The sequence below is a fragment of the Proteiniphilum saccharofermentans genome (assembly GCF_900095135.1).
In the GTDB taxonomy this organism is placed as follows: Bacteria; Bacteroidota; Bacteroidia; order Bacteroidales; family Dysgonomonadaceae; genus Proteiniphilum; species Proteiniphilum saccharofermentans.
Map to the genome: position 1 here is coordinate 244,613 of NZ_LT605205.1, position 24,090 is coordinate 268,702.

Annotated in this window: 16 protein-coding genes; 9 read left to right on the forward strand and 7 right to left on the reverse strand. The window is 46.6% G+C overall.

Annotation, left to right across the window (positions count from 1 at the left end; all coding sequences use genetic code 11):
• The 3 genes from PSM36_RS00820 to PSM36_RS00830 are packed head-to-tail and all read right to left on the reverse strand — an operon-like array spanning position 1 to position 1,346.
• On the reverse strand, positions 1 to 384 hold the full coding sequence (locus tag PSM36_RS00820) for a hypothetical protein (protein ID WP_019540002.1): 384 nt from the start codon (positions 382 to 384) through the stop codon (positions 1 to 3).
• Positions 381 to 944 carry an RNA polymerase sigma factor gene (locus PSM36_RS00825; protein ID WP_019540001.1) on the reverse strand — a complete coding sequence of 188 codons (564 nt, stop codon included), beginning with the start codon at positions 942 to 944 and terminating at the stop codon, positions 381 to 383. The genes PSM36_RS00820 and PSM36_RS00825 overlap by 4 nt, the downstream gene beginning before the upstream one ends.
• Before the next feature lie 9 nt (positions 945 to 953).
• Positions 954 to 1,346, reverse strand: a complete 393-nt coding sequence (locus tag PSM36_RS00830; protein ID WP_076928372.1) for a DUF6249 domain-containing protein — start codon at positions 1,344 to 1,346, stop codon at positions 954 to 956.
• Positions 1,347 to 1,640: 294 nt separating this feature from the next.
• On the opposite strand from PSM36_RS00830, the gene PSM36_RS00835 reads away from it, so the two are divergent.
• The 9 genes from PSM36_RS00835 to PSM36_RS00875 all read left to right on the forward strand — a co-directional run bounded on the left by PSM36_RS00835 (position 1,641) and on the right by PSM36_RS00875 (position 20,452).
• A complete protein-coding gene (locus tag PSM36_RS00835) occupies positions 1,641 to 2,903 on the forward strand; it encodes a putative DNA modification/repair radical SAM protein (protein ID WP_076928373.1) in 1,263 nt (420 codons plus the stop codon).
• 15 nt (positions 2,904 to 2,918) lie between these two features.
• Positions 2,919 to 6,848, forward strand: a complete 3,930-nt coding sequence (locus PSM36_RS00840; protein ID WP_076928374.1) for a hybrid sensor histidine kinase/response regulator transcription factor — start codon at positions 2,919 to 2,921, stop codon at positions 6,846 to 6,848.
• Positions 6,849 to 6,964: 116 nt separating this feature from the next.
• Positions 6,965 to 9,520: a cellulase family glycosylhydrolase gene (locus tag PSM36_RS00845; protein WP_076928375.1), complete on the forward strand. Its 2,556-nt coding sequence runs from the start codon at positions 6,965 to 6,967 to the stop codon at positions 9,518 to 9,520.
• Positions 9,521 to 9,675: 155 nt separating this feature from the next.
• Positions 9,676 to 12,657 carry a SusC/RagA family TonB-linked outer membrane protein gene (locus tag PSM36_RS00850; protein WP_076928376.1) on the forward strand — a complete coding sequence of 994 codons (2,982 nt, stop codon included), beginning with the start codon at positions 9,676 to 9,678 and terminating at the stop codon, positions 12,655 to 12,657.
• A 17-nt stretch (positions 12,658 to 12,674) separates the two neighbouring features.
• Positions 12,675 to 14,252, forward strand: coding sequence for a RagB/SusD family nutrient uptake outer membrane protein (locus PSM36_RS00855; protein ID WP_076928377.1), 1,578 nt, complete (start codon positions 12,675 to 12,677; stop codon positions 14,250 to 14,252).
• 106 nt (positions 14,253 to 14,358) lie between these two features.
• Entirely contained in the window at positions 14,359 to 16,065 is a 1,707-nt protein-coding gene (locus PSM36_RS00860; protein WP_083710870.1) for a DUF5114 domain-containing protein, read from the forward strand.
• 41 nt (positions 16,066 to 16,106) lie between these two features.
• The gene (locus PSM36_RS00865; RefSeq protein ID WP_076928378.1) at positions 16,107 to 17,144 is read left to right on the forward strand and encodes a glycoside hydrolase family 53 protein; all 1,038 of its coding nucleotides are present in this window, start codon (positions 16,107 to 16,109) and stop codon (positions 17,142 to 17,144) included.
• 87 nt (positions 17,145 to 17,231) lie between these two features.
• Positions 17,232 to 19,685: a beta-galactosidase GalB gene (galB, locus tag PSM36_RS00870; protein ID WP_076928379.1), complete on the forward strand. Its 2,454-nt coding sequence runs from the start codon at positions 17,232 to 17,234 to the stop codon at positions 19,683 to 19,685.
• A complete protein-coding gene (locus PSM36_RS00875) occupies positions 19,685 to 20,452 on the forward strand; it encodes a TIGR03915 family putative DNA repair protein (RefSeq protein WP_076928380.1) in 768 nt (255 codons plus the stop codon). Before galB ends, PSM36_RS00875 begins: the two co-directional genes overlap by 1 nt.
• Before the next feature lie 105 nt (positions 20,453 to 20,557).
• Here the strand turns inward: PSM36_RS00875 and mscL are convergent, their stop codons facing one another.
• The 4 genes from mscL to PSM36_RS00895 form a co-directional block, all read right to left on the reverse strand.
• Positions 20,558 to 20,974 carry a large-conductance mechanosensitive channel protein MscL gene (mscL, locus tag PSM36_RS00880; RefSeq protein WP_076928381.1) on the reverse strand — a complete coding sequence of 139 codons (417 nt, stop codon included), beginning with the start codon at positions 20,972 to 20,974 and terminating at the stop codon, positions 20,558 to 20,560.
• A 91-nt stretch (positions 20,975 to 21,065) separates the two neighbouring features.
• A complete protein-coding gene (gene ctlX / locus PSM36_RS00885) occupies positions 21,066 to 21,968 on the reverse strand; it encodes a citrulline utilization hydrolase CtlX (RefSeq protein ID WP_076928382.1) in 903 nt (300 codons plus the stop codon).
• A gap of 89 nt (positions 21,969 to 22,057) precedes the next feature.
• Entirely contained in the window at positions 22,058 to 23,293 is a 1,236-nt protein-coding gene (gene rocD, locus PSM36_RS00890) for an ornithine--oxo-acid transaminase (protein ID WP_076928383.1), read from the reverse strand.
• A gap of 13 nt (positions 23,294 to 23,306) precedes the next feature.
• Complete coding sequence (locus tag PSM36_RS00895; RefSeq protein WP_076928384.1) at positions 23,307 to 23,942, reverse strand: 3-keto-disaccharide hydrolase; 636 nt, start codon at positions 23,940 to 23,942, stop codon at positions 23,307 to 23,309.
• Positions 23,943 to 24,090 lie beyond the last annotated feature (148 nt).

The window sequence follows — 24,090 nt, forward strand, 5'->3', positions numbered from 1 at the left end:
TTACTTGTTCTCTATTTTTTTCTTTCTCTGTAGATGTGAATCAAGGCGTGAAATCAACCATAACAGGCTGAAAACGGACGCAACCAGGATCACTGTACCTAGGAATTGGGGACTGAACAGGTATTCCTGGCCGAAGAGGAAGTATGTTGCTGCAATCATCACTGCCAACACGCCATACATCGTGCCGAAGATCGATCCGAATTCTTTCAGTATATTGCCGGATTCTTTCCGGTCGCTTATTTTCGATGGAGTGAGTGCCTGCTCGGTCTCTATCTGTTGCATGATCCGATATTTCAGATTATCGGATGCTTTTAGTTTTGCACCCTGCATCATCCCACGGATAAGATGCTCCTCATTTTGTGTATGTTTCTTTTCTTCCATCATGTCTCCTCCATGAATAGTGCTTCTTTATAGCGTTTTACCCATAACTCCTTAAATATTTTCCTTGCCCTGAACAATTTCACTTTTACATTGGAATCATTCAGCCCGGTAATTTTGGCGATCTCTTTGACAGGATTCTCTTCCATATAATAGAGCGTAAGCAGTAGTGCGTCTCCTTTAGGCATTTTTTGCAGAATATTGGCTACCATCTCCTTGCGTTCCGTTTCTTCCATATCGACCTGCAGGCTGTTGTCAACCGGAAAGAGGGTACTTTCCGCTTGCATCTCCCCGCTATCCGTCCATATCTGTGTTTTTGTCTGGGTGACTGCCGTATTGTAGACAATGCGGTAAAGCCATGTAGAGAATTTACTCTCCGAACGGAAGCTATGAAGATTCTTGTATGCCTTTACATAACTCTCCTGCACGACATCTTCCGCATCCTGCATATTGCCGCATATCCGGTGAGCGATGGTAATCGCCATGTCCTGATAAGTCTCGACAAAATATGTGAATGCGGAAGTGTTGCCGGAGAGCACTTGTTGCACACGTTGATTCTCGTTCATTCCAAGCTGTTATTCCTGTTCGGCTTCCTCCTTTAACCGGTTGACCGGCATTCTTTGTACCACCAGAAAATAGACTAAGTAGCCAACTCCGAGAAAAAAGACCACGCTTGCCCCGGTCATCCAGAATTCATTGCCCCGACCGATGATGAGATACTCCGAACAGAGAAATCCCACTATGATCCCGATTCCCAGTGCTATTAGTACGATCCCGTTTCTCAGCGACACCAACCGGTTAGGATCCGATTTCTTTTGGGGGCTGTCGGGTGGGATAATCCCCTGGTTAATGAGCCCTATTCGTTCGGCATGACGGTTTCCCATCCATTTTAATCCCAGTACAATTCCTCCTATGATCGGTAATGCAACTGAACTGATCACCGCTATTAATCCAATAAACTCACCCATAATTCAAACATTTTAAACGTTATTTTTGCTGTTCTCATTCATAGGACTTACAATGATCGTATCTGGTTACAAAAATAAGTAATTATTTTTATAATTTGTCTGTTTTGATTGGAAATCAATATGTTAATAACTTATTGACAATGATATGTTTTTTAAGATTTTAAATTCGTCAATCTGATTTCTATTTCTTTTCTTTGCAATTGGGTAAGAAGTAGCGGTACCCGTTTTACTTTGTCAATTCCCGATCCCGGAGAGCATTTTCTGAGAAAAATGCCAAAATCTGTTGTATACAAAATGAACGAAAAGACGCTCGAAAAATTACAAATCCTTGCCGATGCTGCCAAGTATGATGTATCCTGTGCATCGAGTGGTACGTCGCGTAGCAATGTAAAGGGAGGGATTGGTACGGCTGCAGGCTGGGGTATCTGTCACAGTTTCACGCCCGACGGTCGATGTATCTCGCTCTTCAAGATACTGCTCACCAACCACTGTATTTACGACTGTGCCTACTGTTCCAACCGGCGGAGCAACGATGTGAAACGTGCGGCTTTCACAGCAGAAGAACTGGCAGAGCTGACTATAGAATTTTACAGGAGAAATTATATTGAGGGACTTTTTCTCAGCTCGGGCGTAATGCGCAATCCCGATTATACGATGGAACGGATGGTACGTGTGGTGAAGCTATTACGTGAGGTGCATCGCTTCAACGGATATATCCATATGAAAACTATTCCCGGTGCAAGTAGCGAGTTGATCGCACAGGCAGGAGTGCTGGTCGACCGTATGAGCGTGAACCTCGAAATTCCGTCGGAACAGAACCTGAAATTGCTTGCGCCCGAAAAAGATTACCCAAGCGTATTCGCTCCCATGCGGTTTATCCAGCAGGGGATGCTGGAAAGTGCGGAAGACCGCAAGAAATTCCGTTCCGCGCCCAAATTCGTGCCGGCGGGACAGAGTACCCAGGTGATCATTGGTGCGACGCCCGACAACGATAAACAGATACTTTCGTTAGCTTCGGCATTATACAAACGTCCCTCTTTTAAGCGGGTTTATTATTCGGGCTATATTCCGGTAAATTCCGGAGATAGCCGCCTACCTGCGTTGTCCAAGCCTCCGTTGGTGCGTGAAAACCGATTGTACCAGGCCGATTGGCTGATGCGGTTTTACGAGTTCAAGGCCGGAGAGTTGGTGGATGACTCCCATCCCGATCTGGATCTAGATGTCGATCCGAAGATGGGATGGGCACTACGCCATCCCGAATTTTTCCCGATTGATGTGAACACGGCGCCTTACGAGATGATCCTTCGCGTGCCGGGTATCGGCGTGAAGTCGGCTAAACTGATCGTCACTTCGCGGCGGTATGGCAGGCTAAGTTCCGAACAACTGAAGAAGATAGGCGTGGTGATGAAGCGTGCGCAGTATTTTATTGCATGCCGTGAATTGCCCATGCAGACCGTCAATGAACTTACGCCCCAGTATGTACGTCGTCAGGTCTCACAAAAGCAGAAGAAAGCAGCGGCAGAACTGTTGCAATATTCAATAGATTGGGGTGAATAGCAGGGAGCAAAGCATATGTTACGACGATCTATATATTTTTTTCTTGCGATATGTTTCTATGTGCCGGCTTTCGGTCAGAACATCAATTATCAGATTTTCGAGAATATCCATTTAGGGCCCGAGGCGTCTGTCGTGAACAGTTTTATTCAGGACCGGCAGGGAATGATGTGGATAGGTACGGATAAAGGGTTGTTCAGTTACGACGGGTATTCAGTACAACCTCATTTTTCTTACGGGGAGCGGAGCAATAGCCGGATCTATTGTGGAATGACCGTTGGGGAAAACTATCTGTACCTTGGATCGGATAACGGATTACTGATCTATAACTATCGTACGGACAGATATGAGAACCCTGGCATCACCTTTCCTACGGATATCCGTGCAATGGTATGCCGTGATAAGGTGTTATGGATTGGCACCCTTAACGGATTGTATACCTATGATTTCGAATCGGAACGGTTGGAGAGGATCGATAGAACTACACACAAAGGCTTAACGCATGAAACGATTTACTCTCTTATCCATTCGACGGACGATCGTATATACATCGGAACCTACGACGGATTATCCTGTTATCTGCCGGAAAAGGATACTTTCGAATCCATTCCTCTTCCCGGTGCCGTCAATAAAAGTAATCTGTTCGTAAACTCATTGTTGGAAGATACCGTAAGGAGTTGTATCTGGATCGGTACGGAAGGGAATCTGTTCAGGTATGATCCTGCATCGAAGAAAGTGGAGCAATTAACGTTCTTCCATGAAAATTCGGTCAAAACATTGGCGTTGGATCAACAACAGAATTTATTGGCAGGAACGGATAACGGACTTTATATCTATCAGGAGGAAGGAGAGTTGCAGCATGTGGTCCACGATTCCCGTAACAGTTCTTCGTTATCCAATAATATCGTATGGACCATTTTTACTGATAAGGAAAAAAATAGTTGGTTAGGGACAGATTACGGTATTTCGCTCTCCCGTTTCAATAATGGTTTCCGGTATGTGCCGATTTCACAGATCACCGGTACGGGAGAGGGTAATCACTTTTATTCGCTTTTTAAAGATTCCCACGGATATTACTGGTTCGGAGGTACTAACGGGTTGATCCGTTCCCGGTCTGTTTCCGGACAAGATACCCGGGCAATCTGGTATAAAATGGGAAACAGAAGCGCCCCGCTCTCCCATAATCGTGTGCGGAATATTTATGAGGATAAAGACCGTAACCTCTGGATTGCCACAGACGGAAGTATCAATCGATACGATTATACGACGGAACAATTTATCCATTATAATATAGTAGACAGTACCGGAATGTATAATTGCAACTGGGCCTATTATTTGTTTGAGGATAATGACGGCTATCTGTGGATCGCCAGTTTTCTTGGCGGAGTATTTGTGGTCGATAAGCAACGGTTAATGAAAGCTTCCGGGGGAATCTATATCGCCGACTATCATTACTCTACAGACAATGGTTTGCCAGGCATGTTTGTCAACCAACTGATCCCAGATAACGAAGGAAATATCTGGATGTTACTTTACAATAAAGGAATGACAAAGATCAATATCCGGACCCGTGAAATTACGCGTATTCCGACCGACGATATCCCGGACAGTGAAAGCCTTAACTATATTCTATGTGATGGCTCGGGAGTTATCTGGGCCGGATTTCGTCGTGGAGTGATGCGTTTTATGCCGGGAAGTGTGAAACCGGATATCGTTTTACTGGAAAGTTTCGGACAAAACGAAATATTATCAATGATCGAAGTGGAACAGGATATATGGGTGTCTACCACTGACGGTTCGTGGATTATCCATAAAGAGACGATGGATGTGCGACGCTTCCATGTGATGGATAAAGCTTTTACAAGTTTGTATTATGATCCCGGGACCCGATTGGTCTATATGGGTGGTGTGGACGGATTGGTGATTACCTCCCCCGAAATTGCCAGAATGCACAGGGTGGAACGTCCGATAACGATTACAGCCCTGTATGTCAATAACCGTCTGGTAACACCTGAAGACGGAATCAGCGAAAACGGCATCCGTTATGCACGAAAATTTATATTCGGTCATACACAGAATAACCTTTCATTCGAAATATCCGACTTGTCCTATTCGCTGCAGGAGAAACCTAAATTTATGTATATATTAACGTCGGTAGACCAGGATTGGAATCTGCTGAAACAAAATACCAACAGGATCACTTATCATAACCTGAAATATGGGAGCTATCAGCTTTTGATCAGTGAACCTGACCCGTATGGAAAACCGTCGGATCAACCTTATATAATCGATATTCGTATCAATCCTCCCTGGTACTATACTGCATGGGCTAAAGCGGTTTATATACTTTTGACGCTGACCTTTATTTTCTGGATCATCAATTTTTTCAGGGTAAGAAACCGCCTGAAATTTGAGCGTCTTGAGAAAGAGAAGATACTGGAACAATCACAGTCGAAAATAGATTTCTTCACGCACATATCTCACGATTTTAAAACGCCTTTGAGCCTAATTGTCGCTCCGGTCAGCAAACTACTCCTTGAAGTGAAAAATCCGTCGGAGAAGAAACAATTGGAGATCGTGCAACGCAATGCCCGGAAATTGAATTCGCTGATACACCAGATACTGGATTTTAACCGGGTAGACGATAACGCCGGATCTGTCCTGATCCTCTCGAAAGTAGAGTTTATCTCTTTTGCCAGGAGTCTTTTGGCCGTGTATGAAGAGGAGATAACCAAAGAGAAACAAATCGCTCTTCTTTTCGAAAGTAATCTGCCGGAACTTTATCTGGATATTGATGTGCTTAAATTCGAGTCGATCCTCGGGAATTTGTTGTCAAACGCTTTCAAATATACTTCCGAAGGGGGTGAAATAAGCCTCTCGATACATGCTTCCGATACTACCGGAGAATTGGAGATTACAGTATCCGATAACGGAATAGGGATTCCCGAAAAAGATCTTCCATACATATTCCAACGCTTTTTCCAGTCATCCGGTACATTGGGAAAGAGGGAAGGTACCGGTGTCGGACTTTATCTGGTAAAATCTTATACCGAGTTGCACGGAGGAAAGATACGCGTGGTTTCGGAAGAAGGCCGGGGTACGTCAATCACGTTAATCCTTCCGTTACCGTTCCGGCAAACATCGTCAGGAGTGCTTCATAAGGAGGATCAGATTGTTTCGGAAAATAAACCATTGATCCTTGTAGTGGATGATAATGCCGATATCACCGGATTTATCTGTGAGACCTTACAACCCCGGTACCGTTGTAAAGTGGCCGAGAATGGTAAGGCAGGGGTAGAACTTTGTTTCGAATTCCAACCTGATCTCATTATTGCGGATGTGATGATGCCTGTAATGAACGGCCTGGAAATGTGTCAGCGGATTAAGAGACATATTCCCACATCGACCATTCCGATTATTCTGCTCACCGTCAAAAACGATAAAGAAACGGAACTCGAAAGTATTCATCTCCATATCGACGCTTTTATAGGAAAGCCTTTCGAGCCGGAGATACTACTTTCGCGGGTGGAGCAACTACTTCTCCGTAAACAGCAGATGGAAGCCAAAGCACGTATGGAGATTATTTCGGAGCCCAGGGCCATCGAAGCGGTATCGTATGACGAGAAATTCCTGTCGAAACTCATACGGATTATCGAAGACCATGTTTCCAATTCAGAGCTGAATGTAAACCGGCTCAGTGAACTATCAGGAATAAACAGTAAACAGATCTATCGTAAAACAAAGCAACTCACCGGTATGTCGCCTGTGGAATATATTAAATCCATCCGGATGAAAAAAGCGGCCATGCTGCTTCGTCAGAAAAAATTCACAGTGGCGGAAGTGATGTATATGGTGGGATATTCCAACCACTCTTATTTCTCGAAATGCTTCCAGGCGGAGTTTGGGAAGACACCGCGGCAGTTTATGGAAGAACACGCTGACAACTGACCGGACAGGATAAAGGGTCATGTCCGAAATCTATCCATTTATGTCCGGGATGTGCTTTTAATCTCCTTTACACATGCCTATCTTTGCTGCATCATTGTTACTAAAAGGCAATACGTATGCAAAGACGAATTTTGACCCTTATTTTCTGTTTCCTGATTTTTTTTCCTGCAACGCAAGCAAAAGAAATACCGGCTATATACATCGACAAAAACGGTGTGATGCGCTGGGAAGATACCCGCGGGGAAGCCTCTTTTTTCGGAGTAAACTATACCCTTCCGTTTGCCCATGCCTACCGGGCAATGGGATACCTGGATATTGACCGTAAAGCGGCGATCGACAGGGATGTCTATCATTTCGCCCGCTTGGGGTTCAATGCTTACCGCATCCATATATGGGATGTGGAGATATCTGATATCGAAGGGAACCTGATAGAGAACGATCATCTTGACCTGTTGGATTGGCTAATCTATAAACTTAAGGAACGGGATATCCATATTATACTCACGGCCATGACCAATTTCGGCAACGGATACCCGGAAAGGAACCAACCGACCGGAGGTTTTTCGTATGCGTATGATAAGTGCGAGATCCATACCAACCCTGAAGCCATCCGGGCACAGGAACGCTATATTACTTCGCTGGCCATGCATGTCAATCCGTACACCGGGAAAGCATACAAGGACGACCCGTCGGTGGTCGGATTTGAGATCAATAATGAGCCCTGCCATACAGGTACACAACAACAAACCCGTGATTACATCAACCGTATACTTGCCGCACTGCGCAAAGCTGGGAACCGTAAACCTGTCTTTTACAATGTCAGCCACAACATGGAGCATGTGCCGGCTTATTACAACACGTCCGTTCAGGGAACAACGTATCAGTGGTATCCTATCGGGTTGGTATCGGGATATACCCGGAAAGGGAATTTTCTACCGTATGTAGATGATTTTCATATCCCCTTCAGTCATGTAAAAGGATTTGAGAACAAAACCCGGTTGGTATACGAATATGATCCGGCCGATATCATGTATTCTTATATACATCCTGCTATGGCTCGGACATTCCGCACAGCCGGTTTCCAATGGATCACGCAGTTTGCCTATGACCCGATGGATATGGCATGGGCCAATACCGAGTATCAAACGCATTTCCTTAATCTGGCGTATACCCCACAGAAAGCTATCAGTATGAAAATTGCCGCTGAAGTGGCTTATTCCGTTCCACGCGGACAATCCTATGGCACGTACCCTGCCGATACACTCTTCGCAGATTTTGCTGTAAGCTATTCTCAGGATCTGAGTATGATGAATATGAAAGAGAAATACTTTTATTCCAACCATACCTCCACCCCGCCTGTTGATGCCGTAGCATTGAAATCGATAGTCGGATACGGCAATTCGCCCATCGTACAGTACGAAGGAACAGGCGCTTATTTTATCGACCGGTTGGAAGAGGGTGTGTGGCGGCTTGAAGTAATGCCCGATGCTGTACCGGTAAGCGATCCGTTTGCCAAACCGTCGCTTCACAAAGAAGTGGTGACCATTGCATGGAACAATTGGGATATGACGCTCCGCCTGCCTGCGTTGCAGGATGATTTTGAAGTAAGAGGAATCAACGAGGGGAACGGGTACAGCGTCCAGGCTGTGGATGGTGTTATTCCCGCTCTCGGCCCGGGTGTGTATATCCTGCAACGCAAAGGGTACGTCTCCCCTCAGCAGTGGGATGCCGATACCCGGTGGAACAATATCCGATTAGGTGAATATGTGGCGCCGCAACCCCGTGCGCGAACATACAGTGTATCCCATCAGTCCGCGGCGGTTACCGAAAGCGGTAAACCTCTGGTGATCGAAGCACAGATCGCCGGGCCGGCATTTCCCGACTCGGTATGGATCTACACCGACCGCATTTCATTCTGGAACGACAATAATCCCCACTATCTCATGGAAAGGATACACGGTTACACTTACCGGGCTATCATACCCGGAGAAGTTGTCACACAAGGTAAATTCAGGTATAATATCATTGTTTCACGAAACGGGAATCCAACTACGTTCCCAGCCGGAATACAGGGAAACCCGCTCGATTGGGACTATGCCTCTCCAATGTATTGGGAAACCCGGGTTGTTGATCCGGGTAGCGTGATATCCCTTTTTACCGCAACGTGTGAGAACAGCCGGATAGAGACATATACCATGCCCGAATGGAGCCGTGTACAAAGGGAGCTGATCGATACCTGTTCGGAAACGAGACCAATGCAACGTTTTGTATTCGAATCGGATGATGAGAATCCCCGTTTCTTCCTCCGGAGCTATATAAAAGAGGAAATCAATTTACGGACAAAGCGCCTGAGAGATAGTAACACCCTTTGCGTGTCGCTACATAATGCCCCAGACAGTCTTAGTATCGGTTTTGTAACGAATACCGGTTATACGTATGCCGCTAAAATAGCCGTAAATGAAAAATCCGTATACCGTATTCCCCTGTCGGAATTGCAGCAGACAGCCACGGCGTTGTTACCGCACCCTTATCCGGTGTTTCTGAAAAAATATTTTGACCCCGTCGTGCCTATCCCTTTCCGGCCTGAGGATATTGAACTACTGGAGATCTCATTCGATGGCCGGAAGAATGAGAAAGCTATTATTGAGATCGGCGATGTATGGCTTGAATAGTTCAACATGCATATTATATTTTATACTATGAAGCATTCGATGAAAAATATGAATATGCCAATGATTAAAATGTCTTGTGTCTTGTGTCTTGGCTCTTGAGTCTAATTTTTAATCAAATGAAAGATATTACTATACCATATAATGTAAACTGAATTATGAATGAGAGAAAATTATTTCACCCTATTATTACAGTATTCGCTATAGCCATACTGTACCTGATCCTTCCCGGAAGTACTTCCCCCCTGCTCGCACAGCAGGAAGGCGGACGACGGATTACAGGGGTTATTACCGATGAGAATAATGAGCCTTTGACCGGGGCAACGATCCTGGTGACGGGTACGACCATCGGAACGACCGCCGGTATAAACGGGGAATTTAGCCTGACACTTCCCGCCGGAAAAACCGAGATACAGGTCTCTTTTATCGGCTATGAAACGCAGGTTGTGCCTGTAGTTGACAGGGGAACGGTAAATATTCAATTGCAACCCGAGTCCTTTACACTGGATAACCTTATAGTTATCGGCTATGGTACGCAGCGTAAAAGCGACCTGACCGGATCGGTCAGCAACGTAAGCAGCAAAGATTTTAACGTGGGATTGATCGGATCGCCCGAACAGTTGATCAACGGAAAGGTCTCCGGCGTGCAGATCATGTCGAACAGCGGATCGCCCACCTCCGGAAGCACCATCCGTATCCGTGGAGGTGCATCACTCAACGCCAGTAACGACCCGTTGATAGTCCTCGACGGAGTACCCCTGGAGAACGGGGGAATCAGCGGTAACTCCGGGAATTTCCTGAGCCTGATTAATCCTTCGGATATCGAAAGCATGACCATACTGAAAGATGCCTCTTCCACTGCAATCTACGGTTCACGTGCATCCAACGGGGTGATCATCATCACCACGAAAAGAGGGACGGATGACCGTCTGCGGGTAACGTTCAACACTACCAATTCGGTGCAGACACGTACAAAGATGGCGGATATGCTGAGCCGTGATCAGTTCGCCGATATCATCAATGGGAGGGGAACAGTTGAACAGAAAGCGCTACTTGGCACAACCTCGACCGATTGGAATGATCAGATCTTCCGTGCGGCATCCGGTACCGATAATAACCTGAGCATCGCCGGGCGTATCGCTTCGCAATGGCCGGTGAGAGTCGCGTTTGGGTATTACAACCAGAACGGATTGATGAAGAGTGACAATGCCGAGCGTTTTACCGGTAGCTTTTCATTCTCACCCTCTTTCTTCGCTGATCATCTCAGGGTTACACTCAATGGAAAAGGTGCTGTGAACAATAACCGTTTTACGAATAACGAAGCCATCTGGGCTGCTTCCACATTTAATCCCACACTGCCGGTCTATTCAGGGAACAGTAATTTCGGCGGATATGATGAAGCGATCGATAACAGTGGTAACCCTGTGAATGGCGGTGTGCGTAACCCATTGGGACTGGTTGAACAGTACTATTCCGCGAGTAGGGTGAGCCGCTTTATCGGTAATGCCGATATCGATTACAAGATGCACTTCCTGCCCGAGTTGAAACTCCATACCACCCTGGGATATGACCATGCCGAAGGCAAGGGTGAGATCTATGTGCCGTCCGAAGCGGCGCAATATTATACCACAAAAGGGCGTGACTACGGGTATGGGCCTCAAAAAAATACAAACCGATTGCTTACGGCTTACCTGAATTACAATAAGTACCTTACTTCCGTAAAGAGCAGTATCGATGCGACGATGGGTTATGATTACCAGTTCTGGAAGAGCATTACAGCACCATACAGCGAGTTGAATACGATAGGAGAGGTGCAGACTACGTCGGCAGCCGGCGATCAACGCCATGCACTTATTTCCTATTATGCCCGTCTGAACTATACGTTCGATAATCGCTATATGTTTACGGCAACGGTCCGCCGCGACGGAACCTCACGCTTCCACAGGGATCACCGCTGGGGTACTTTCCCTTCCGTAGCGCTGGCGTGGCGCATAAGCGAAGAGGCCTTCCTAAGGGACAATCCTCTGATCAGCACCCTGAAATTACGGGCAAGCTACGGAGTGACGGGACAACAGGAAGGTATCGGGAACTACAATTACCTGCCGGTATATACCTATAGTCAGGAAGGAGCGGAAGTACAATTCGGCGACCAGTGGCTGCATACCTATCGTCCCGAAGCCTATGTGCAGAACCTGAAATGGGAAACGACTTCCTCCTGGAATATGGGGTTCGATTTCGGATTCCTGAAAGACCGTATTACCGGAAGTCTCGATTATTATACCCGTCAGACCAAAGACCTGCTGGCAACCGTACCCTCGCCTGCAGGAAGCAATTTCGACAAGAATATCCTTACCAATGTGGGAAATGTCGACAGCCGCGGAGTTGAATTCACATTGAACGCCACACTGGTAAATACCAGGGATCTTACATGGGATGTAAGTTACAATATGACCTGGCAGAAGATGAAGGTGAAAAATCTGTCGCTGGTGGAAGGGAGTGCCACGATGAATACGCTGGTAGGTCCGACGATCGACAGCTATCAGTTTCAGGTGCTTTCCGAAGGTTATGAACCCTATATGTTTTATGTGTATCACCAATTATACGACGAAGAAACGGGAAAACCCATCGAAGGGGCGTATGCCGATCTCGACGGCAACGGAGTGATCAATTCCAATGACTTATACCGTTACAAATCGCCGGCTCCCGATTTTATTTTCGGGCTCAGTACATCGCTCCGCTATGACAAATGGACCCTCGGTATGAGCTTCCGCGCCAATGTGGGCAACTATGTGTACAACGGGATGGCAATGAATACCGGAGCATGGAGTACTGTAAGTTATAATTCTTTTCAGATCAATAACCTGTCGGCAAGTTACCTGGAAACCGGATTCAATAACCGCCAGTACCTGTCGGATTACTATGTGAGGAATGCTTCTTTTCTGAAAATGGATAACCTGACACTGGGGTATAATTTCGGACGCATTACCAAATGGTGTGCCGTGAATGTGAGCGCTATGGTACAGAATGTTTTCTGTATAACCGGATATGATGGTGTAGACCCCGAAGTGCCGAACGGTATGGATTTGTCATTTTATCCGCGGCCGCGGACTTTCTCACTGAATGTCGGTCTTGAATTTTAACGTTAAAAAATATTACAATGAAAAAGATCATATATATACTATTCTCTAGTTTATTTTTATTGACAGGCTGTCTGGACGATCTTGACCAATATCCGAACATTGAAACTACCAGTTCGGATGTATACAAGGACGCGTCCAATTATAAGGCTGTATTGGGTAAACTCTATGTTGCTTTTGTGATCAACGGACAAGAAAAAGGGGGAGGAAACTCCGACCTGTCCAGCAATAACGGGCAGGATTATATGCGTAGCTTCTTCAATCTGCAGGAATGCGGAACCGACGAACTGGCATCTACCTGGTTGGAAGGCGATAAAGTGGGTGACCTGACTTTTTTGTCATGGGACGCTAACGATCCGTGGGTAGCTGATATGTACTATCGTATATTTTATAACATCGCCCTTTGCAATGAATTTCTTCGTAATGCAGGTGACGAGCAAATAGCCCGTTTCACTGAAAGCGAACAAGCGGATATTCGCGGTTATCGTGCCGAGGCACGTTTTCTCCGTGCGCTGGCATATTATCATGCGCTCGATCTTTTCCGCAATATCCCGTTTGTTACCGAGAATGACCCGGTAGGAACTTTTATTCCACCGCGCTATGAAGCGAAAGCAGTATTCGAATACATTGAATCGGAATTGCAGGCTATCGACGGAGATCTGCCCGACAAAGAGGAATGCGAATACGGACGGGCATCGAAAGGAGCGGCTTATGCCCTGTTGGCTAAAATGTACCTGAATGCGAACATATATACGGGAACGGAACGATATATTGACTGTATTGACTACTGTAAGAGGGTTATACAACAGGGGTATGCTCTTGAACCCGAATACAAGAAACTGTTTAACGCCGACAATCATAAACGGACGAACGAAATTATATTTTCTTTTCCGGTAGATGCGACGCATACCGTCTCCTGGGGCGCTACCACCTATATTATTTGTGGAGCGGTAAGCAACACGTCCGATTATCAGAAACCTGCGGATTACGGGGTGACCAGCGGATGGGGAATGTTCCGCGTACGCGGCGAAATACCGGCATTGTTTAACGAGAAAGATGGCAGGGCCCTTTTCTTTACCGAAGGGCAAACCCAATATCTCGATATAATAGATAACCAAAGCAACGGTTATTTTGTGGACAAATGGACAAACCTGACTGATGAAGGTGAAATGGCGTCTAACACAGTGGACGGCGGAGTGAATACGGACTTTCCGGTATTTCGTCTGGCGGATGTCTATCTGATGCTCGCCGAAGCTGTCAGCCGCGGCGGTACGGGAGCCACTGTTACAGAAGCATTGGCTTATGTGAACGGGTTGCGGCAACGTGCTTTCGGCAATGATTATGAAACCTACGGGAAGCTGACCGCCAATGATCTGACGGTTGATTTCTTTCTTGATGAGCGTGCGCGTGAGCTCTATTGGGAATGTACACGCCGGACCGATCTGATACGCTATGGCAGGTTTACCACGGCCGATTACTTATGGCAGTGGAAAGGGGGAGTGAAAGAGGGGAGAGCGGTAGATGGAAAATACAATATTTACCCCATCCCCACCACAGACCTGACTGCCAATCCGAACCTGCGTAACGAGAATTATTAAAAAAACAATCAAATGAAACACTCATGAGAAATCAGTTTTCACACAAAGTCATGGTTAAAATGTCTTGTGTCTTGATTCCTGGCTCTTGAGTCTAATTTTTAATCATATGAATATATTACATGTACTGAAAAAATATCCGGCCGTCGTTCTACTGCTTCTGCTTTTGATCGCCTGCGAAGAAGACGGAGATAAAATATATCTTTCGGGGCTGGAAGAGAGTCAATTTGTCCTTACCGAAACCGATATCACGTTAAGTAAGGAAAATTCTTCGAAGATCGTGCTCTCCGCCGCATGGAAAAACAGTACGCTGGTAGTGAGCAACCCGAATATGGGAGCTCCCGATCTGTTTACGGCATACCTGCAGCTATCTACGAAGGAAGATTTTTCGTCGGACGTGATTGAAACCGAAGGTACCGGGGAATCGAAAGCTTATACCGGTGCAGAGTTGAATGCCATCGCCAAGAATCTGGGACTTGTACCCGATGTGGCGACTCCTGTCTACTTCCGTCTGCGCGGAAGCATAGCCCCCAACATCGAATCGGTATACAGCGAAATAAAGAAAGTCAATATCACGCCCTATCTGATCGATATGACTATCGGGTTTATATTGGATAAGGACAAAAAACAAACAGGTCTTACACTGGCTTCTCCAGATGCGAATGGGGTATATGCTGGATTTATCGGCGCTACTTCGTGGTACAACTTCTTTATGGAAGAGGGTGACGGAAAGGTATGGGGAAATCTTGCGGCAGACGGGTCTACTTTCCTGGCTTCTTCCGAAGAAGGTAGCTGGAACTTCTGGTATCCCGAGCCGGGCGGCTGTTATTATACAGAGGTCAATACTGTGCGTAAACGCTGGTCGGCTATTTATCTGCCGGTATTGGAGGTGAGTGGGGATATCACCGGCGAGATGACGTTTGATCGCCCCAATACGAGATGGTACTATGTTTTCAATGCCGCTTCTGCCGGTACGGCAACGATCCGGTTGAGCGGACAGGGAGATGAGTATAATTACGAGACAGGTGACAGCGCTCCCGCTGCCGATAAAGTGACCATCGCTTTTGCACAGGAAAACGGGAAACTTGTATTGGCCGGAGTGGCAGGTGCTGTTTCCGTACAGATCCCCGCAGCAGGGGAATGTACGTTGATCCTGGACCTGAGCGATCCGAAAAACTGGACGTGTGAAGTGACGAGCGGATCGGAAGAGCCAGATCACGTCAGCCAGGAGGTCTATATGATCGGTATCGATGACGGTATCACAGGAGGAAGCTGGAATTTCGATAATAAGTTGTATCTTTATGATGAGGACAATCTGGCTTATGCCGGCGTGCTGAATGTACATTCACTATGGGGATACCAGGTTGGAATAGAGAAAGACAATTGGGGTGACGTGTACACGCAAGCCGGAGGCGATGCCTATTCCGGAACGCTGGAATTCCAGGGCCAGAACAATATTGCCGCTCCTGTACCGGGTGTTTATTTCTTCGACCTGTCGTTGAAAAACCTCGCCTATGCACTGACTGAGGCAGGCGACTATGTATATGTGAACGGATTGGACGATAAATGGGAGTTCGATCAGACACTTGCGGCGACCTCCGTCCCGGGTGTCTATTCCGGAAGTATTACCGTGAGAGGCGCTTCGACCTACGGATTTAAAATTTACCTTATCCGGAATAACTGGGATATTCTCTTTGGCGGCAGCGACGGGAAATTACAGTATGGTGGTAACGATATTCCCGACAGTAACAGTTGGCCAGCAGGGACTTACGCTATTACGGTAGACCTTATCAACCGGACATATGCCATTGAATGATGTGATAATGTGAGGATAGTGTAAACAAATAAAATAATCGTATGAACATAAAAAATATATTCCTGGATACGGTATGGGCGTTGATCGCCCTTACCGCCTGCAGCAGCGACGATAAGCCGGTATATCCGGAGCCTCCTCTATACGATATGAGTGGATTTGCCAAGGGGGCGGATGTCAGTTGGCTCACCGAAATGGAACGAAGCAGTATTAAATTTTATGACGGTAATGATCGTGAAAAAGAATGTATGGCTTTACTCCGTGAACTGGGTATGAATTCTATCCGGTTACGGGTATGGGTCGATCCCGTCGATGGATGGTGCAACAAGAGCGACCTGCTGGTAAAAGCGTTCCGTGCGAATAACCTCGGCATGCGCCTGATGATAGATTTTCATTACAGCGATACGTGGGCGGATCCCGGACAGCAGACAAAACCTGCTGCCTGGACGGATATGGATATGGACGAGTTGCAGGAAGCTGTGGGCGACCATACAAGAGAGATACTCAACGAACTGAAAGCGCATGATATCACTCCCGAATGGATTCAGGTAGGCAATGAGACAGGTAACGGGATGCTTTGGGAAGAGGGAAAAGCTTCCGTAAATATGGAAAATTATGCTGACTTGAATAATGCCGGATACGATGCCGTAAAAGAGGTGTTTCCCGATGCGAAAGTTATTGTACATTTGCATGGGGGGCATGATAACGACCTTTATCGCTGGCTATTCGACGGACTGAAGAATAACGGCGGAAAATGGGATGTGATCGGCATGTCACTCTATCCTGCAGCGGACTCATGGCAACAAACGAACGCTGATTGTATTGCGAACATACGGGATATGATCAGCCGCTACGACTCGGAAGTGATGATTTGCGAAGTCGGTATGCCATGGGATGAGGCGGAGGCCTGCCATGATTTCCTGGCAGACCTGATCACCAAAGCGAAAGCCATAGAAGATGATCGCTGTTTAGGCGTCTTCTACTGGGAACCCCAGTCGTATGGAGGTTGGAAGGGATATACCCTCGGCGCTTTCGATGAAAACGGACGCCCTACCGTAGCATTGGACGCATTCAAGCTTTGAATTGAAATTATTATTGTATGAGACTGACATGATTATTTCAGTCATCAAAGGTTCCATATACCGAAATATAGAAAATAAAATAATCGTATGAAACGAGCCGTATTGTCTGTATTTTTTATCATTTTCTTTTTTCTGACAGTTTCTCTTTATGCTCAACAACGTACCGAATTCCTGTTGGAAAAGAACTGGAGATTCAGTAAAGGAGATTTCCCCCAAGCGATAAGCGACGATTTTAATGACAAAAACTGGGAGGAGGTAAGGATCCCTCACGATTGGGCAATCTACGGACCATTCGACCGGAAGCATGATCTTCAGGAAGTAGCTATTATACAGAACGGGGAGAGGGTGCCGACGGTAAAGACCGGCCGCACGGGTGGCCTTCCCTATATGGGAACTGGCTGGTACCGTACTTTTTTTGATGTGGAAAACTTCCAGTCCGAAAAACAAATCGTTACCCTGAAGTTCGACGGTGCGATGAGCGAAGCAAGGGTATATGTAAACGGGAAAGAGGTCTGCTTCTGGCCTTACGGGTATAATGCTTTCCATTGCGATGTCACTGAAGTGCTGCATGTCGACGGTAAGAATAACCTGCTTGCCGTACGGCTTGAGAATAAACCGGAGTCTTCTCGTTGGTATCCGGGGGCCGGACTTTACCGCAATGTGCATGTGATACAAACCAATAAGGCTCATATCCCTGTCTGGGGAACGTATATCACGACGCCTTTTGTGTCAGAAGAATATGCCTCTGTACGCCTGCGGACGGAAATAGCGGGCGATCATGCAAACATACGGATTGTTACGGAGATCAGGGATATGGATAACAAGGTGGTGGCAACGAAGGATAATACACAGCAACTCGACCACGGACGCCCGTTTGAGCAGAACTTTATCGTGGAGAATCCCAGGTTATGGTCGCCCGAAACGCCTTACCTCTATACGGCTACGTCCACCCTATTTGTTGACGGTACAAAGAGTGACGAATATACGACCCGTTTCGGTATCCGGGATATCCGGTTTATCGCCGACAAGGGTTTTTTCCTGAACGGTGAGCAGCGGAAATTTCAGGGAGTTTGCAACCACCATGACCTCGGCCCTTTGGGCGCGGCTATCAATGAAGCTGCTCTACGTCGCCAGCTGACACTCCTCAAAGAGATGGGATGCGATGCTATACGTACTTCCCATAATATGCCTGCGCCGGAATTGGTCAAACTTTGCGATGAAATGGGTTTTATGATGATCGTGGAGAATTTTGACGAATGGGATGTTGCCAAATGCAAAAATGGTTACCACCGGTTCTTCGACGAATGGGCGGAAAAAGATATGGTGAATATGTTGCGCCATTTCCGGAATAACCCTTCCGTAGTCATGTGGAGTATCGGTAATGAAGTACCGACACAATGCAGCAGCGACGGTTATAAGGTGGCTCGTTTCCTCCAGGATATTTGCCACCGGGAAGATCCTACCCGTCCCGTCACTTCCGGAATGGACCAGGTCAGTTGTGTGCTGGACAACGGGTTTGCAGCGGTGGTTGAAATTCCCGGATTCAATTATCGAACCCACCGTTATGTGGAGGCATATGAAAGACTTCCGCAAAATCTGGTGTTGGGTTCTGAAACCGCTTCCACCGTCAGTTCCCGTGGCGTATACAAGTTCCCCGTGGAGAAAAAAGCCGATGCGCTTTATGACGATCACCAGTCCTCTTCCTATGATCTCGAATATTGCTTTTGGTCGAATATCCCCGATGAAGATTTTGCTCTGGCTGACGATTATCACTGGACACTGGGGCAATTTGTCTGGACAGGTTTTGATTACCTGGGAGAGCCTTCGCCCTATGACACCGATGCATGGCCTAATCACAGCTCCATGTTTGGAATTATAGACCTTGCAAGTATTCCTAAAGACCGCTATTACCTGTACAAAAGTATCTGGAACAGGGACGAAGCTACGCTACATATTCTCCCGCACTGGAACTGGAAAGGACGCGAAGGAGAAGTAACCCCGGTGTTTGTGTATACGAGTTATCCCTCCGCCGAACTTTTTATTAATGGGAAAAGCCAGGGAAAGCGTACAAAAAATAATAATTCCTTAACGGAAAGATATCGTCTGATGTGGATGGATGTGTGTTATGAACCAGGGGAAGTGAAGGTCGTTGCTTACGATGAAAACGGAAATAAAACAGAGGAGAAAGTGGTTCGTACGGCAGGTAAGCCCCATAGGATCGAGCTGATCCCCGACCGGAATATGCTATCGGCTGACGGGAAAGACCTGGCTTACGTAAATGTGCGTGTGGTGGACAAAGACGGCAACCTATGTCCATTAGATGACCGAATGATCCGTTTCACGGTGAGCGGTGCAGGGGAATACCGTGCTGCCGCCAATGGAGACCCCACATGCCTGGATATGTTCCACCTTCCGCAGATGCCGCTTTTCAACGGGCAACTCACCACCATTGTGCAGGCCGGAGAAACTGGCGGAACGCTTACCCTTGAAGCAAAGGCAAAAGGAGTTCAATCGTCAAAAATCTCTATAAGGGTGGAATAATGATTGTTTTTACATACGATAATACTTTCGACGGATTACTTTCATGTGTTTTCTTTGCGTATGAGCAAAGAAAATTTCCCGATCTGATCCTTTCTGAATTCGATCAAAAGCCTCTGTTTATAGATGAGCAGTACTATGTAGATACCGAAAAAGAGAAATCGAAGCGGGTCTGGAAAGGACTGGAGAAAAAAATATCGAAATTCGCACAAAATATGTTGCTGAGCGTTTGGTTATCGGAATTGCCGGAAACAACAATGTTGCTTTTCCGGTATATCCGTAAAAATATCGATCATCCTCAGGGGATTGAAATGAATTTCGGAGATGATGACGTACTTCGTATCAAGGATATCGCACAGAAGGTGGGTACCGATGCCCGGAAACTGATCCAGTTCGTACGTTTTCAGGAGACGGCCGACGGCATCTGGTTTGCCCCTGTTTCTCCACGTTATAATGTGCTTTCATTGATCGTGCCGCATTTTAAATCGCGCTATGCCGGCCAACCCTGGATTATTTACGATACCGTGCGAAATACAGGCCTATACTATGATACGCATACAGTGCAGGAGATAACCTTCTCTCAAAAAGACCTTGTGGAACTAAAATCAGGCAAACTCGACAATGAGAAGCTCTCTGACGAAGAGGCTTTTTTTCAAAAAATGTGGAAAGAATATTTTCAGAGTATCACAATTAAGGAGCGTATCAATCTTAAACTGCAACGGCAGCACATGCCAAAACGTTACTGGAAATACCTTCCGGAGATCCAGTAATTCTTTTGCGGATTATCAGCTACCCTGTCCCGGGGCGTTGCGGATTTTCAGTTTTGGTAAATTTATTGGCCCGCTTCGCTCCGGATAACATGGTATGCTTTTTAACTACTTGTTCTTTAACAAGTCACGGATTTCCGTCAATAATGTCTCTTCCTTGGTCGGTTCGGGAGGAGGTGCAGGTGCTTCCTCTTTCTTGCGCTTCAGGGAGTTCATCGCTTTGATCACCATGAAAATGGCCGTGCCGATGATCACGAAGTCGACGATCGTCTGAATGAAAGCGCCGTAATTCCAGGTAACGGCAGGCTTAACTACTTCCGCCCCTTCCATTACCGCCTGTCTTAAAACAAGCTTCAGGTCTACGAATTGCCCTTGGTCTGAGACCAACGCGAGCGGAGGCATAAGAATGTCGTTCACAAAAGATGTGACGATCTTCCCGAAAGCCCCGCCGATCACGATACCCACGGCCATGTCTACTACGCTGCCGCGCATTAAGAATTCTTTTAGTTCTGATCTGAATGACATAGTTTTTTGATTAAATAGGGTTGAAAATTATTTGTATCGTAAAAAAACGATATTGTGCAAAGTAAATAAAAAAAATGTAAAAGCTTCTGTTTTAATAAAAAATTTCGGCTATCATACATCGCGCCGATCCTCCTCCGTTTGTCTCGATCGTCGATAACGGCACGGATAAAATGGTGTTGTAGGTAGATATGATGGTTTCCTGTGGCGCGGTAAGGGCATTACGGGCGGAAGCCGACATCACCATGATAGGATGACCGTTCCGGCTCTTTACCTCTAGCATGTTACCCGCGAACCGGGCTACCTGATCCAAAGAGATATCGACAATGATCTTTCCGGCGGAAGTCAGTCTGGAAACCACTTTCTGTCGTTCATTATCGTCTTTGATCGACTCGAGGCAGACAATCGCTACCTGGTTACCCACCGCCATCATCACGTTGGTATGGTAGATGAGGTTCCCGTTTTTATCGGTTGCATCAAACACCACTGCATCGTAATTCATTCGGGCACAGAAATCCGCCAATACTTTCTCCGAGGTGCGTGGTGAACGGCAACAGTATGCGGTCTGTTTGTCCCGGTCGAATACCATGCTTCCCGTGCCTTCCAGGAATTCATCCTCCTTCTCCCAGTGTGTCAGGTCAATCACTTTGCGGTGATTCATCTTTCTGGTCAGTAAGCCCAACGCCTCCCGTTTTCTTTCCTGCCTGCGGTTCTCGGCGAACATAGGGTAGAGCACCAATTCGCCGGAGATATGAGACGAAAACCAGTTGTTTGGGAAAACCGAATCGGGAGTCCACGGTTCGGGAGTGTCCTGTACAACCGTCACATCTACATCTTTACCGCGAAGTTGATTCACAAAGGCATCAAATTCTTCAAGCGCTTTGACTGCTACAGAATCGGATTTCCCCTCCTGCTGGAAAAAATTGTTCTGTGCCGTCTCTTCGTTAAAGGCAAACCTGAAAGGGCGCACCATCAATATTTTGGATGTTGTCTGCATAAGATTTATATAGTTAAAAACTAAAAACTAAAAGTTGAAAGTTGAAAGTTGAAAGTTGAAAATCCACCTTCCCACTTTTTTACCTTACTTTAAGTAGTTTCCAGGGACTTGATTGACTCCTTGATAATACCAATCGCTTCCTTCAGCTCCTCTCCAGTGATCACTAACGGTGGTGCAAAACGGATGATGTGATTGTGGGTCGGTTTTGCCAGCAGCCCGTTTTCAGCCATCTTCAGGCAGACATCCCACGCCTGTTTGCCGTTATACGGTTCTATGACGACTGCATTGAGCAACCCTTTTCCTCTCACTTGCCTGATGAACGGACTTCCTATCTTCTCCATCTCTTCACGGAAGATCTGGCCCAGGTATCCGGCTTTTTCAGCCAGTTTTTCCTCTTCCACTACTTCCAATGCTGCGGTTGCTACCTTGCAGGCGAGAGGGAACCCTCCAAAAGTGGATCCATGTTGACCGGGTTGGATGGTGAGCATGATCCCATCATCAGCCAGAACGGCAGAGACAGGCAGTACACCCCCTGAAATGGCTTTACCAAGGATTACAATGTCGGGGCGGATCCCTTCATGGTCGCAACAGAGTTTCCGGCCGGTACGGGCAATTCCGGTCTGCACTTCATCGGCAATGAAAAGCACGTTATGCCTTTTACAGAGTTCGTGACAACTCCTGAGATAACCTTCGTCAGGAACATTTACACCTGCTTCCCCCTGGATAGGTTCCACCAAAAAACCGGCAATGGAATCCGCTTTCCCTTCCAACACGGCAGCAAGTGCTTCCGGATCATTATAGGGTATCACCTCGAAACCGGGGGTATAGGGACCATAATCGGCACGGGCATCCGGATCGGTGGAGACAGAGACAATAGAGATAGTCCTGCCGTGAAAATTGCCTTCACAGGCTATAATGATGGCTTCTGCTGCAGGAATGCCTTTTTTTAGATAACCCCATTTTCTGGCCAGTTTCAGAGCCGTCTCCACCGCCTCGGCGCCACTGTTCATCGGCAATACCTTGTCATAACCGAAATAATCATGAATAAACTTTTCGTATGGCCCCAGTGTATCGTTGTAAAAGGCGCGGGAAGTAAGGCAAAGTTTCTCTGCCTGCTCCTTCAGGGCCCTTACAATCTTAGGGTGACAGTGTCCCTGATTTACCGCGGAATAAGCCGATAGAAAATCGAAATATCTCTTTCCATCCACATCCCAGACATAACACCCTTTCCCACGGGATAGTACTACCGGCAGAGGATGATAATTGTGTGCCCCGTACTTCTCTTCCAGGTCAATATACTGTCTTGTTGCAGCTGATAAATTCATATTTCCCACTTTCCTACGCTTCCCGCAGTACCAGATTACGGAACTGCACCTCTTTGCCTTCGCTCTGGAGGCCTATGTGTCCCTCTTTTACTGTGCTGGTCGCTTCGTTTTGCAATACATCGTTGATGTACACGGAGATGGCACCGTCTATCACTGTCACCTGTACTTTGTTCCACTCTCCCGTTGGCTTTTCGCTCGAAGGGTTTTGTTTCCCGATCACAGGAAATTTTGGTCGCTCCGTTACTCCTTCGGGCAGCGTGTACTCGTTCAGGTCGGAGCCGTTCAGTAATACGAAATCACCGGCCTTTCCGGCCATTAACTGGCATTCTATCCCCCTGGGGAATGGATTTGCAGGATCTTCAATCAGAATGAAAACACCGCTGTTGCTTGCTTCTCCCGCCCAACGGTATTCCAGTTCGAGCGTGAAATTGCGGTACTTCTCTTTTGTATACATGTAACCGAGCGGCTCGCCTTTTATCGAGATCACTCCCTCCTTCACTGTGTATACCTGGTCTCCCGGTACCGCATTGTTTTCGACGACAAAATTCCAGTTCGACAAGTCCTTGCCATTGAAAATCTCACCGGACTGTTGTCCGCAACTTACTGCCAAAAAGGCTAATAGGATAATAATTGATAGTTTTGCTTGCATCTGGATAAATTTAAATTATAAAGTTCATTAAAGTTGATCCTCATCTGTGTTCTGTAAACCAAAGCAACCCTTATTTCTGCTCTAAGAGTTCAATAGCTACAAATATAAGCTTTTTCATACGATAAATAGAATGATGGTCTATAAAATT